Source organism: Paenibacillus sp. Cedars, from assembly GCF_003184205.1.
GTDB lineage: Bacteria > Bacillota > Bacilli > Paenibacillales > Paenibacillaceae > Paenibacillus_AQ > Paenibacillus_AQ glucanolyticus.
Genome location: NZ_CP020866.1, coordinates 2,535,468 through 2,547,937 on the forward strand (window position 1 = coordinate 2,535,468; position 12,470 = coordinate 2,547,937).

The window sequence follows — 12,470 nt, forward strand, 5'->3', positions numbered from 1 at the left end:
TATAAGCTGGAGAGGGAAATGTAAAAGGGAGGATTAAACAGCGTGTGGAATTATAGAAAATCAAGATTCTGGCTGCTTCTATTCTCAATTGTTATTATGTTAGCAGTTGCATCCGTACAGATTACGAACTCGAAGAATACACCATCAGGTGAGGAAGCAAATTTGGAGCTACCAGAGAAATCAGCAGCAGAGATCTTAGGGGACCTGGCCAATCAACAATTTTCAATTCTAGGGAGTCAAATTCGTGATGATGATAAAGAAACCGTTGTCGCATTCGCAAAAGCTTTTGTGAATTTATATACCGGTGCTATTGCAGAACAACAAACAGTCTCATTTAACAATTACATATCGAACGGGAATCTTCTTCAGTACACAAATACCATGTTAGAGTTGGAACAAAGGCAGGAATTGAAGGGAGCCGTCAGGTTCATTTTCGGTTTGGAAAATGAATTTAAACAAGCAGAACTTCAGAAACTTGATGGCAACCTGTATTTCGTGGAGTTACCTTTTTCGAACCAAGGTGCTGGAATGAGCCTCAAGCTGTTAGTTCAAGCTGAAAACAAGGCATTAAAAATCGTGGATTTATACTTTGGCAACAAAGATGGTGTGGATACGATTGTAACAGGACATCCCGCTGTCAGAAAACTTCAAGATCCCAAACGATGGGATGACCAAGTATGGGTGGATGGCGTTTTTGAAAAGCTAGAAAAAATAGGGATTTGAATGGATTTCAGAAAACCAACTCTTTTTCAGAGTTGGTTTTCTTTGATACTACGATGAATTCGCTCTATTCTTGCTTATTAATTTTAATGGTGATGAATCCGAGCGAGTCGGAAAACGGCTGTGCCTGGTTTCGAACCTAATGAATAGGCTTTTTTCATAGGCTATAAAACAACCCTTAGATAACAACCTAGAATATAATAGGGCAAATTCAACATAGAGGAGGATACATGTGTGGGTATCCATAACAAGAAGAAGGCCCGCTTATGTGAAAGGAACACATGCTCTAAATATCGGAAACCTATTGGCCGAATAGAAAAGAGTATTGTCTTGGACTGTAAAAAGCGAATAAAATTTTGCAGACAATCATCTATCTCGCCCAACCGACTAAGGACATTAATTGGAATCCTTGAGGAATTAAACGTCAATACCTTACGTGTATTAACAGATCCGACACCTGAGAATATCTTAGCTTTTAAAGACAATATTCGGGCTTTAGCCGATTTTGTACGTTCGCTTAATATGCGATCAGCCGCACGCGCACTTCTGTTAATTCAACTGAACCTTCTCCTTACTGCTCCTACATTTGTTGTGGTCTCAACAGCAATTCAAATCAGCCAATTATTGGTAAATATCGTTCTAGTAGTTCAACAAATAACCCAAAACGTTCAAATTCAACAAAACATCACCCAAATTGTGAACAATATCCAAAATATTGTTGATAACGTAGTAAACATTAATGTTATTGGACCTACAGGACCTCAAGGCGTACCCGGACCACCAGGACCGCAGGGCCCAACAGGCATTGCTGGAGCTGCAGGTGTCACGGGAGCTACAGGAGCTGAGGGATTAGCGGGAGCAACGGGAGCAACAGGAGCAACAGGGGAAACAGGAGCAACAGGTGGAACTGGGGCAACAGGAACAGTGTCCTCTCAATTCGGTACATTTTACACTGAGGTAAATAGTACAGTGGCACCAAGCGGAACGGTTGTTCTTACAAGTGCTATAAACAATAGCTCAGGTCTTGCACTGGTAGGGGGCGGTGTTCAAATTAATGATCCTGGTGTCTATCATATAACTTATTTTGTAAGCCCATTCTCGCCGCCTACTTCTCTACCCAGCTTTGATTTACTTCTTAATGGTACTACTCATATCGTGGGTAGTGGCACTTTAACTAGTAGTACTGCTGGTCCAGGAGATCTAGGGGTTCAACCGGTAACTTGGACATTGGTAGTAGCTGGATTGAGTACTGGTGATATCATCAGGATCCGTAATACATCTCCATTAAATGTTAACCTGAATAATACCGGAACCGCCACACAACCAGTTGTAAGGTCAGGTATTACATTATTTAAACTAAGCACAACCATTCCCTGATTCTATGATTTAATAGACGCTATGCGTAAAGGTTTTCAATGATAGGTGTGGAGGCCGCGCTGAATAATGGCACGGCCTTTTTAGTCTGACTTGGTTATTCACACCATGAGTTGAATGTCTAAATGACGGACGATAAGAACTTTTCTTGACGCAAGCTGCATATCCGCTCCAGCCCATACGCCACATCACGTTCTTACATACGTTATATAGAATCTGCCTAACTTTATGATAAAGAGCATACTCATTCCAAATAAGGAGTCGGTTAAATCAAATGAGATCAGAGGTTAAGCTTACAGGACGAGTGATTTTTAGGGGAGACCCTGGTTATGAAGCAGCCCGCAAGAACTGGGATCCGCATACGGACCGATATCCGAAAGTGTTCGTATTCGCTCAGAAAACACAGGATGTGGCAAACGCTATCCGCTGGGCTCGCAAGAATAATGTCCCGTTACGTCCGAGAAGTGGCAGGCATGCCCTGGAGGGCAATCTTTCACAGGTTAATGGAGGACTTGTCATCGACGTTAGCGAGATGAAGAAGATTCAATTGAACAAAAAGAGCCGTACAGCCGTTGTGGAGACAGGGAACCAGGTAGGAAGAATCGTGGATACGCTGGCGCGGCAAGGCTATATGGCGCCATTTGGCGATAGTCCGAGCGTTGGGATCGGCGGCATTACGCCGGGCGGTGGAATCGGGCCGCTGCAGCGGACGACGGGGCTCATCAGCGATAATCTGATCGAACTCGAAATGGTGGACGCGAAAGGGAGAATCATTCGAGCGAATAAGAAACAAAATTCCGATCTCCTCTGGGCTTCCCGCGGTGGTGGCGGTGGCAACTTCGGTGTCTACACCAAATACAAATTCAAAGTGCTGCGCGCTCCGGCTAATGCTACCGTATTCAGCATCATCTGGCCATGGGAGCAGTTCGAGAAAGTCGTGAAGAAATGGCAGGTATGGGCTCCTAACGCCAGCACTAAGCTCGGCAGCGAATTAAGTGTCGGTCCCAAAAAAGGCGGGAATGTCAGCATGCTGGGGGTCTACCTCGGGTCAAAAAGCGAGGCGCTTCGTCAGTTGGAGCCTATTCTTAGCGTCGGTACACCGACTCAAAAAACCATTCGTTACCTGCCTTACAGGGAAGCAACGAAGTTTTTGCTAGCCCCTGATCCAGTGCTTACGCAAAGGTTCAGTAACCAGTTCTCCAGCGGCTTTGGCAAACGCCCATTTCCGAATAAAGCTTACAAAACCATACGTAAATTCTTAGAAAAAGCTGAAGGGGGCACGCCAGCCGGCTTCTACTTCCTGAACTGGGGCGGGGCCATAAGTCGTATCGCACCTCGAGCCACCGCATTCTATTGGCGAAAACCCAAATTTTACGTTGAATGGAACAGCTCATGGGTGAAGCCATCCCATGCTGCTAGAAATATCGCCTTAGCTCGGAACACCAGGAAGAAGCTGCAGCCTTACATCGTAGGTTCCTATATTAACGTTCCGGACCAAGGCATCAAATGTTCAGGGCCAGTCTATTATGGAAAGAACTACGCCAGATTAAAAAGAGTGAAAGCGAAGTACGATCCGAATAATGTATTTAACAATCCACAGAGCATTCCTCCAGCTAAATAAGGACAGAGCAGCTAACATCGGAGTTAAGGCAGTGAGATTCAAGCGGTTCGATATGTATTGATGGTTTAGATGGCAAAGAACAAGCCCTAGGGATGATCTGACCCCAATTGTTAGAGACACACACTAACAGTTGGGGTTCAGTTCAGCTCACCGGCTTGTTCTATTTGTTATCTCTAGTTCATTCACCCGTTTCGGCAAACCGTTGAATTCTATGACCAATCTCATCCCGAACCTTCTGGAATACTGACCATTTTTCTTCATCTGTTCCTTGGGCTTTGGCGGGATCATCAAACCCCCAATGTTCTCTTCTTACGTTCGGTGGAGTGACAGGGCATTTATCCGCAGCATCACCACACAGCGTCACAACCAAATCTGCGTTATATAGCAGTTCTGGATCGATGATATCGGAGGTTTGGTCTGAAATGTCAATGCCAATCTCATGCATAGCTCGAACAGCATTCGGATTCAGGCCATGTGCTTCGATACCCGCGCTGTAAACATTCCAGCTAATTCCCAGATGTTTTTTGGCCCACCCTTCTGCGATCTGACTCCGGCATGAGTTACCTGTGCACAAAAAGTATATCGTTTTTTTCTCCATGATGGATCTTCTCCTTATATATGAATTACAGAACAGTTAACCACAGATAAAGCCCCAGCAAAGTAATAAATAATGTCGGGATCGTGAGGATCATCCCCGTTTTAAAGTATGTCCCCCAAGAAATCTTAACCCCTTTGTTGGAAAGCACATGAAGCCATAGCAAGGTAGCCAATGAGCCGATAGGTGTTATTTTTGGTCCCAAATCAGAACCGATTACGTTAGCATATATCAGCGCTTCTCGGATCGCTTCAGACGTCTGGGTAGCGTCAATAGCGAGCGCATCAATCATAACAGTGGGCAGATTGTTCATGATAGATGACAGAATCGCAGCAATGAACCCCATACCCATTGTAGCGGCAAACAATCCTTGATCTGCAACGGATTGTATTACTTGTGCCAGCAGGTCTGTAAGCCCTGCATTTCGAAGTCCATACACCACGACATACATGCCAATGGAGAAAAAGACAATGGACCAGGGAGCTCCTTTGAGAACCTCTTGAGTTGGGACGCTGCGGCTCCTTTGAGCACATAGCAGGAACATAAAAGCTATGATACCTGCTATGACGGACACTGGAATACCAAGAAACTCGCTAATAAAATACCCGAACAATAGAAGCGTGAGGACATACCAGGAAATACGGAACATCAAGGGATCCTTGATGGCATCAGCTGGCTTCTTCAGGCGAGTGGCTTCAAATTGCCGCGGGATGCTTTTTCGGAAGAAGAGGTACAGGACCAAGATGCTGGTGACCAAAGAAAACAAATTCGGTATGATCATACGACTGGCGTATTCCGTGAACCCGATCCCAAAGAAATCAGCGGAAACGATATTGACCAAGTTACTTACAACGAGCGGAAGTGAGGTGGTGTCCGCGATAAATCCACTCGCGATGATGAAGGGAAATACTTTTTTCTCATCGAAATTAAGCGCCCTTACCATTGCCAACACGATGGGTGTCAGAATCAACGCTGCTCCATCGTTTGCAAAAAATGCAGCTACGATAGCGCCCAAAACACTGACGTACACAAACATACGGATGCCACTTTCCCGAGCAGCTCGTGCCATATGCAGCGCAGCCCATTCAAAAAATCCAATCTTATCTAAGATTAAAGAAATGATGATAATTGCGACAAAAGCCAGGGTTGCATTCCAGACCATTTGAGTTACGTCCCAGACGTCTTGGATATTAACTACTCCTACAAGCAACGCAAGGACAGCACCGCCACAAGCTGACCATCCGATGGATAAATTTCGAGGCTGCCAAATGACCAGAGTTAAGGTAATCAAAAAAATAATACATGCTAAAATAACAGTTACCATTACGACCTCCGTTAATGATTAAGTCAGTATTTCATCGATCATTATATAACTATGTACTTATATAAAGGGCGCAAAAAACTCATTTGCAAATGAAAGTTATATCTTTCTTATTCAGGACGTTTAAAATAGTCCTCGAATCGGGTGTGTATTCGAGTACTGACTTAATATAGGGTTTATCATCTACATTCAAGGAGTAATACACCCACTGTCCGCGCTTATCTTCTTTTACAAGGCCCTGGGATTTTAACTTCCGTAAATGCTGACTCACACCAGGCTGAGAAATCTCCAGGATATCAACAAGCTCGCATACGCAAAACTCCCGGTCCTTCAGCAAAGCCAAAATGGTGAGACGTGTACCATCGCTTAACAGTTTCAACTTTTCGACCATTTCGTGGATCTGCTCCAATTCAACACCTCCTTGCCCATTAAATATAAGTGAATACTTATATAATATTCGGATATCCGTTAAAAATCAACTGAGACAGCAGCTGAAGCTTCCATAAATTCAACCAATAAAAGGGAGACAGGATATGAAATTTTATAGCAGAAATTGGTATTATATAGGCGGTATCTTATTTGTGATCATGTCCTTCGTCATGGGCTTTTTTGGAGACGGCGTCAGCCAAATTGAAAAAATCCTGATTTTCAGTTTTATGTCATTGCTGGTTCACATTCGAAGAGTATAGACTGCCTGGCGGCTTTCCTGCTTTTTTTAATGTCATCATGAACGGTGAGAAGGAAGCGCTCGACAGATATCCGCAAAATAAGCCAGCTTGCCATGGTAGTAAACGTCGTGTTAGTTTATCCGTTCTACATGGCTGCGATTATATTTTCAGATGCTATCTGGTTAGGATTAGCAACCATGTACTTTGGATTCTCCCAAATACTCATGCATTGCGGCGAGTATTTTTCTGCATGGTCCGATAGGGGTGTATTATACTTGGTACGTTACAAAACCCATGATCTTGCGGGTACCTGGGATTATATTGCTGGCATTATTGCAATGATTGCAGCAGCGGTCATAATCGTAGCACTTCCGATCAAGCTTTTTTCAAGCAGACAGGCAAAGTATCCATTCTCGCAAGAAGAGATGGAACGATTTGGCATGTCAGAAAAAGCAAAGCGGCTTAGCGAGCCTATGAGGGTTCAAAAAAAGTAATACATTCTGTTTCTGTTTCATCATTATGTATAGATCGGAACAAGGAGGGCATCTCGCAAGATGTAAGATCCTTTGAGATACCCTCTTGCTTGTATTTCACCTTCGGGCATGGACAATAAGGGCGGGAACGGTTATTGCCCCTGTCTTGGCTGATCAGCCTCGAAATGAATCGGCGCAATGCCTGTTGCTTGCCATACTGTTCCTCTACGCTCGTACTCGAATAACTTTTCGATGGCATTCGCAATCTGTGGCCCTACTTCACGCTCAACCAAATACAAGGCCACGTCAAGTCCGGAAGTAACACCTCCGGCAGTCACCAAGCGAGGAGTATCTTCCACGATTCTTGCATCAACCGGAATTGCCCCGAGAGCTCCTAGTGCACCCATGCCTATTTGATTGGTGACAGCATATCTGTCTTTCAACAAACCACCCATAGCCAGCACCAATGAACCTCCACACACGGTAACCACTGTGACTTCCTTATTATTTAAAGCTTGTTTCATCATACTTGTTAAAGCAGTATCCTTAGCCTGCTTCAATATATTAGGAATAGAATCTTCTGATTTTCCGGCTGGCTTACCCGAAGCTCCAGGAACCACAATAATTCCAGAACGAGCGGGGTCAATTACGCCTTGCGCTTCAAGGGAGGGCCCATTCAGACCGCTCGGAACCGAACGCTTGCCTTCTGCGGATACCAATTCTACTGTGACTTTCCCTCCGGAGTACATTCCAGCGGCAGCGAATACTTCATATGGCGCTAACGCGTCCAGCAGATCGAACCCATCGAACAGTACGATTTGAACATGTACACTTTTGTCCTTGGCATCTTGATCCTTTTTTGTATTCGCACTTGCTACGGGGGCAAACAGACTTAACATAAGCGTTAACGACATGAGTAAGCTAATCATTTTTTTCATCCTATACCAATTCCTCTCGTTTTGTTTGAAAGATGATGTTTGGGATAACTAACCCCAGTGCGATAGAGCCGTAAATGTCGATGGTGTAGTCACCCGACGCGCTAGGTACGACAATGATACCCGCAATCTTCCTAGTCTCTATTAGACAGAAAATCTTTCAGCATGCGATATTCCTTCTCATCTATTTCGCCTTTGGCCATTCGCTCCTTCAGAATCATAGCAAAGTCATGTTTTTGATGATCATCTTTTTGTCGATGACGAATCGCGTATACACGAACCGCTAGGAAAGAAAACAGCGTGAGACAAAATAAAGCGCCGAACGGGAAAAATGAGAAAGCTTCATTTTCCAAACCCATATGGAAACCTCCTTCATTGAGTATTCTGTGAGAAGACGATTTTCCGAAATTCAAAGAATCCGTGCTCCCAAATAAAAAGATAACAAACAAATATCTCAAACGAAGATGTAGAAAGGTCTCAAAATTATAAACAAATCATCACAATACAAAAGCTCGTATAAGCACTGGGACAGAGCGATTCGTAATATTGGGAAATTATAAGGAGCAGCCTTTGTTCTTTAACTTCCTCGCCAACCATCATACCCCTATAAAAATGCATGAAATTAATCGATGACTTTAACCAAGTCAAAGGGGGGATACATAATGAGCTATACCATATTGCAAACTCCAACATGAATGAAGTCAACAAGGTTTGGAGAATGATCGTGTAAGATGAAAAAAACAATACAGAATGATTCTAGCTTTGTTACGCAAATACGATCCCGTACAATATCAAGCCTACGTCTAAGATCAAAACACTCGATTTGATGCAAAGGAACCAATGCAAAATTACAAACTGATGATGATCCGAAATGATATTAAAGGTGAGCTTGAATGGTGAAATAAACCTGCACTAGCCACAACATAATTAAAAAAAGCCGCAATCTGGTCATACCCCTGTCAAGTAGACAGGTGAAAAAGACTAAGCAGCCAGCGCGTGTCGGTACTCAATCGGCGCGCGCTGTTTAAGTTTTGCCTGAAAACGCTGGTAGTTGTAAAAGTAGATATAATCTTCAACGGCTTGATGTAACTCTTCTTCTGATTTACACTGAAGGAGGTACAACTTTTCTGTTTTGAGATGCGAAAAAAAGGATTCGATGCATGCATTATCTAGGCAGGTTGCTTTGCGAGAGTGGCTGCCTTTAATGCTGAATTCTTCTAACCGTGTGTTGTACGCCTGAGACGTGTATTGGAAGCCCTGATCCGAATGGAGCACGGCTTCTGAGACGTCTTTTTTTCTTATCCACTGCTCGACGGTATCGAGTACAAGTTCCAAATCGTTACGTCTAGAAATCTGCCAAGCTACAATCTCATTATTAAACAAATCTTGAATCACGGACAAATAATAAAAGTGTGTTCCGTCAGAGATATAGGTAATATCCGTCACCATTTTTTGTCCCGGGGCAGTAGCATGAAATTGCCGTTTGAGTCGGTTAGGGTACACCACGGATGGTGTATAACTAGATAATTTTCGTTTCTTTCGAATCACAGACTGAATCGACAGCTCTTTCATCAAACGCCATACCTTTTTGTGATTCACACGGTAACCAGCTTCCCACAAAGCCGTTACCATTCGAGGATAACCGAAATATGGATGAGCCAAGTGAGTAGCCATCATGTGTTCTTTGATCTCTTGATCCAGGCCTTCTTTTTGGCTACTACGATAAAGGCGCATTGACCGCCACTTGTAGTAACTGGCTCTAGGCACTCCCACAACAGCTAACAACCTTGTAACGCCGTGTTGGTCCCTCAATTCTTCGATGATTTCATAGTTTTGCTGTCGACTAAGGCTGTCTCCTTTAACAGATTGGGATACCGCTTTTTTAAATAATCTACCTGCGCTTTTAGATAATCTCGTTCTTCTTCGATACTTGAGAACGTCGTGCGAGGGCGTCCTTTCATGGGACTACCAGAGCCTTTACGCGTATCGAATACCTCTCCATCTCGATATTTTCTCACCCACGTTTTAAGTTGTGTACAACTTCGTATTCCCAGCTTGTCTGCTACAGCTTGATAGCTCATAGATCCCTCGAGGTAGCATTGAACTGCTCTTAATTTGAACTCCTCCGTATACGATTGAAAAACTTGTCCCTTTTTAGCCATAAAAATACCCCCTCCAAGTTCGCTCGATTCTCATGATAACATGAGGCTTTTTTCGAGTGTCTACTTTGAGGGGATAATACCAAATCGCGGCTTTTTTATTATCTCGTCTTATCCAATCAAAATATGATCTTCCGCGTAGCCAATTTTGGATGAACGCTTTTTCTGAGCCAATGCGTAAGCCAGTGTCAAGGGACCCAGCCGTCCGGCAAACATCGTTATGGTTACAATGAATTTCCCCACGGGAGATAATTCGCTTGTCAATCCCATCGACAATCCAGTAGTGCTGAAAGCGGATGTCGCTTCAAACAGCACTTCCAAAAAATGTTCTTCCAGCATTCCTTCTGAAATGGTCAGCAATAGGGAAACTCCCAGCACAACCACCAGAGAACTCATGACAACGGCCAGTGCGCGCATAACGGTTTCGCCTGCTATTTTGCGCTTGAAGGCATGGATTTGACCACCCCCGCGAAAGGTTTGGATCGTAGCTAATATGAGTACAACAAGTGTATTGATCTTAATACCGCCGCCTGTCCCTCCGGAAGCAGCACCAATGAACATCAGAATAATAATGAAGAACTGAGAAGCTGCCAGCATACTGCCGATATCAATCGTATTAAACCCCGAGCTTCGTGGCGTTATGCCTTGAAAAAAAGCAGCCAGTACTTGTTCGCTCCCACTCAATTGGCCAAAGGTTGACGGATTCCAGCTCTCCATAAAGTATATAAATAGAAAACCGAGCAGGGACAGCGTTCCTGTCCCGACCAGAACAACCTTGGAGTGAAGCGAAAGTTTTTTCCATGAACGTTTTTGGAATACATCCACAATGACGATATAGCCGAGACCTCCAATGATAAATAACAGGACAATCGTAATATTGACGATCGGATCGCCAACGAAGGGTGTCAGGCTGTCAGACCACAGGGCGAAACCGGCATTGTTGAATGCGGAAACGGAATGGAAAAGGGCGTAATAGGCCGCCTGCCCCCATCCAAAATCCGATTGCCAACGAAGTGTTAGAACAATCGTTGCCAGTGCTTCAAATGCGAAAGCGATAAGTACCATGTACATTGACAATTTAACCAAACCTTGTGCCGAAGTTGAATAGGTGGTTTGCTGGATGATGAGCCGTTGTTTCAAGCCAATCCTTTTCCCCAAAACAATGGCGACCATGACACCAAAGGTCATAAAGCCAAGTCCGCCAATTTGGATCAACATCATAATGATGACTTGTCCAAAAGTTGAAAACACGCTGCCGGTATCCAAGACAACGAGTCCGTTTACGCATATTGCTGACGTGGCCGTAAATAATGCATCCAGCAGACCAACTGAACTTCCGGTGGAGGAAGAGTGGGGAAGCGCCAGCAATGCGGCTCCGATTAATATCAATGTGAAAAAAACAAGCATGATGAGTTGAGGAGGGCTCATCTTTTTCTTAAGCTTGTTGATGAACAACTCCATTTTGCCAGGAGCGGAATGTTGTGTATTTCGATCGTTTGAATTTATAGAGGGTCTTCTCACAAATTCCACTCCCATTTCTTATTAATCTTCGTCCTTGGCATACATTTCTCTGTTTTGGAATAAAGACGAGTCTATTACTTTTCCGTGACTTATTTTTAGATATTGGACTTCTTGATCTGTTTTTATTTTTAGCAAACCGGTGTCAAAATCGGTATTCAACTCTTTGAAAAATAGTCCGCTGGCTACAGGGTTGCCCCCGGATTCCTTATTACCGATTATATAATGAGGACCCTCTTTGAAAACGGCGACTCGAATCCCTCGTTCATGGGTGTCAGTAATTTGTTCATCCATCCTCTGAACTGCCACGATGTGCAGATCCGTTTCGCCAATCTGGTTTAGGAGTTCGTTGACAAACGACCCGCGCGTAATTTCTTGCCATCGTGTTTGTCCAGACTGCCCGATGATGAGTTGGGTAATATGAAGGTTCTTGGCAGTTTCTGCTATGATTTCGGAAGCCTTGCGATCTTTGTTTGGTTTGACGATAAAGGTCGCCCCATATTCGTCGCATTTCATTTGCCACTCAGCCATATACCTTTCTTGTGTCTGATCAAGCTCATTCTCACGTAAGGGTATAACGCTCAACACAAACAGGGGACACTGAAGCAGATTGGCTAATTCACCGCCTCGGCGGATGAGGCGTTCGCCGTTCGGACCATAATACACGCATACCAGTATTTTTTCGTTGTTCAACAGATAAATCATTCCTTTCTTATTCTTCAGTAGACGGTAATTACCACATTAGCTTAAATTAAAAAGGCCTGGTTGCAGAGATATATCTGCTTCCAGACCTTGGCTGTACGAATTTTGGACAAGTCAAAGTAGAAGAGTGTTCTCTCCCAAGACGCTGACGAGGTTAGCTGTCGGATTCGGGATTGAGAGTTCCCGTTCCTTCTTCATCAGAAAGAATTCACCCCTAAAGCTTAAGCAGCTTTTGTTGGTTCCCCCGTTCCTCATAGAGGATTAAGCGTAATGCGTATAAAATTTATTGTAATAAATATTATGCTAAAATAAGCTAAAAGTAAACAGTCTGCCATGGGCAATGAATGTCATTCATGGGTTGAGGTAGAATTCAATCTCTGTTTT

At 43.8% G+C, this 12,470-nt stretch carries 12 protein-coding genes, 1 pseudogene and 1 riboswitch; of the genes and pseudogenes, 4 read left to right on the forward strand and 9 right to left on the reverse strand.

The window, feature by feature from the left end; genetic code table 11:
* Positions 1 to 42: 42 nt before the first annotated feature.
* The 3 genes from B9D94_RS13350 (at position 43) to B9D94_RS13360 (ending at position 3,715) form a co-directional block, all read left to right on the forward strand.
* Positions 43 to 723 (forward strand): hypothetical protein, encoded by a 681-nt coding sequence (locus B9D94_RS13350; protein WP_148247236.1) that lies wholly within the window; start codon positions 43 to 45, stop codon positions 721 to 723.
* A 231-nt stretch (positions 724 to 954) separates the two neighbouring features.
* The gene (locus B9D94_RS31770) at positions 955 to 2,097 is read left to right on the forward strand and encodes a collagen-like repeat preface domain-containing protein (RefSeq protein ID WP_148247237.1); all 1,143 of its coding nucleotides are present in this window, start codon (positions 955 to 957) and stop codon (positions 2,095 to 2,097) included.
* Between the two features lie 271 nt (positions 2,098 to 2,368).
* Complete coding sequence (locus B9D94_RS13360; RefSeq protein ID WP_006210291.1) at positions 2,369 to 3,715, forward strand: FAD-binding oxidoreductase; 1,347 nt, start codon at positions 2,369 to 2,371, stop codon at positions 3,713 to 3,715.
* A gap of 178 nt (positions 3,716 to 3,893) precedes the next feature.
* On the opposite strand, the gene arsC is transcribed toward B9D94_RS13360, so the two are convergent.
* From arsC to B9D94_RS13375, 3 genes are all read right to left on the reverse strand, one after another.
* Positions 3,894 to 4,313, reverse strand: coding sequence for an arsenate reductase (thioredoxin) (arsC, locus tag B9D94_RS13365; RefSeq protein ID WP_036637801.1), 420 nt, complete (start codon positions 4,311 to 4,313; stop codon positions 3,894 to 3,896).
* Between the two features lie 25 nt (positions 4,314 to 4,338).
* Positions 4,339 to 5,634: an arsenic transporter gene (locus B9D94_RS13370; RefSeq protein ID WP_148247238.1), complete on the reverse strand. Its 1,296-nt coding sequence runs from the start codon at positions 5,632 to 5,634 to the stop codon at positions 4,339 to 4,341.
* A gap of 79 nt (positions 5,635 to 5,713) precedes the next feature.
* Positions 5,714 to 6,040, reverse strand: a complete 327-nt coding sequence (locus B9D94_RS13375; protein WP_006210287.1) for a metalloregulator ArsR/SmtB family transcription factor — start codon at positions 6,038 to 6,040, stop codon at positions 5,714 to 5,716.
* Positions 6,041 to 6,574: 534 nt separating this feature from the next.
* On the opposite strand from B9D94_RS13375, the gene B9D94_RS30975 reads away from it, so the two are divergent.
* Positions 6,575 to 6,793: a hypothetical protein gene (locus tag B9D94_RS30975; RefSeq protein ID WP_063480745.1), complete on the forward strand. Its 219-nt coding sequence runs from the start codon at positions 6,575 to 6,577 to the stop codon at positions 6,791 to 6,793.
* Between the two features lie 131 nt (positions 6,794 to 6,924).
* On the opposite strand, the gene B9D94_RS13385 is transcribed toward B9D94_RS30975, so the two are convergent.
* From B9D94_RS13385 to B9D94_RS13410, 6 genes and pseudogenes are all read right to left on the reverse strand, one after another.
* Positions 6,925 to 7,710 carry a DJ-1/PfpI family protein gene (locus B9D94_RS13385; protein WP_063480746.1) on the reverse strand — a complete coding sequence of 262 codons (786 nt, stop codon included), beginning with the start codon at positions 7,708 to 7,710 and terminating at the stop codon, positions 6,925 to 6,927.
* Between the two features lie 131 nt (positions 7,711 to 7,841).
* Positions 7,842 to 8,066, reverse strand: a complete 225-nt coding sequence (locus B9D94_RS13390; protein WP_063480747.1) for an SHOCT domain-containing protein — start codon at positions 8,064 to 8,066, stop codon at positions 7,842 to 7,844.
* Positions 8,067 to 8,688: 622 nt separating this feature from the next.
* Positions 8,689 to 9,576, reverse strand: a pseudogene (locus B9D94_RS13400) (IS3 family transposase); the annotation flags it as partial.
* Positions 9,516 to 9,869, reverse strand: a complete 354-nt coding sequence (locus tag B9D94_RS31900) for a transposase (RefSeq protein WP_367613778.1) — start codon at positions 9,867 to 9,869, stop codon at positions 9,516 to 9,518. The pseudogene B9D94_RS13400 and the gene B9D94_RS31900, both read right to left, overlap by 61 nt.
* A 108-nt stretch (positions 9,870 to 9,977) precedes the next feature.
* A complete protein-coding gene (locus B9D94_RS13405; RefSeq protein ID WP_322619233.1) occupies positions 9,978 to 11,387 on the reverse strand; it encodes a TrkH family potassium uptake protein in 1,410 nt (469 codons plus the stop codon).
* A 21-nt stretch (positions 11,388 to 11,408) separates the two neighbouring features.
* Complete coding sequence (locus B9D94_RS13410) at positions 11,409 to 12,077, reverse strand: universal stress protein (RefSeq protein ID WP_234972960.1); 669 nt, start codon at positions 12,075 to 12,077, stop codon at positions 11,409 to 11,411.
* A gap of 136 nt (positions 12,078 to 12,213) precedes the next feature.
* A riboswitch (cyclic di-AMP (ydaO/yuaA leader) is annotated at positions 12,214 to 12,364 on the reverse strand.
* Between the last annotated feature and the right edge of the window lie 106 nt (positions 12,365 to 12,470).

What these genes read in the sequence shown, in the direction of transcription:
- arsC (WP_036637801.1), bottom strand. Translation starts at nt 4,313, where the DNA reads ATGGAGAAAAAAACGATATACTTTTTGTGCACAGGTAACTCATGCCGG.
- B9D94_RS13370 (WP_148247238.1), bottom strand. Translation starts at nt 5,634, where the DNA reads ATGGTAACTGTTATTTTAGCATGTATTATTTTTTTGATTACCTTAACT.
- B9D94_RS31900 (WP_367613778.1), bottom strand. Translation starts at nt 9,869, where the DNA reads ATGGCTAAAAAGGGACAAGTTTTTCAATCGTATACGGAGGAGTTCAAA.
- B9D94_RS13360 (WP_006210291.1), top strand. Translation starts at nt 2,369, where the DNA reads ATGAGATCAGAGGTTAAGCTTACAGGACGAGTGATTTTTAGGGGAGAC.
- B9D94_RS13390 (WP_063480747.1), bottom strand. Translation starts at nt 8,066, where the DNA reads ATGGGTTTGGAAAATGAAGCTTTCTCATTTTTCCCGTTCGGCGCTTTA.
- B9D94_RS13385 (WP_063480746.1), bottom strand. Translation starts at nt 7,710, where the DNA reads ATGAAAAAAATGATTAGCTTACTCATGTCGTTAACGCTTATGTTAAGT.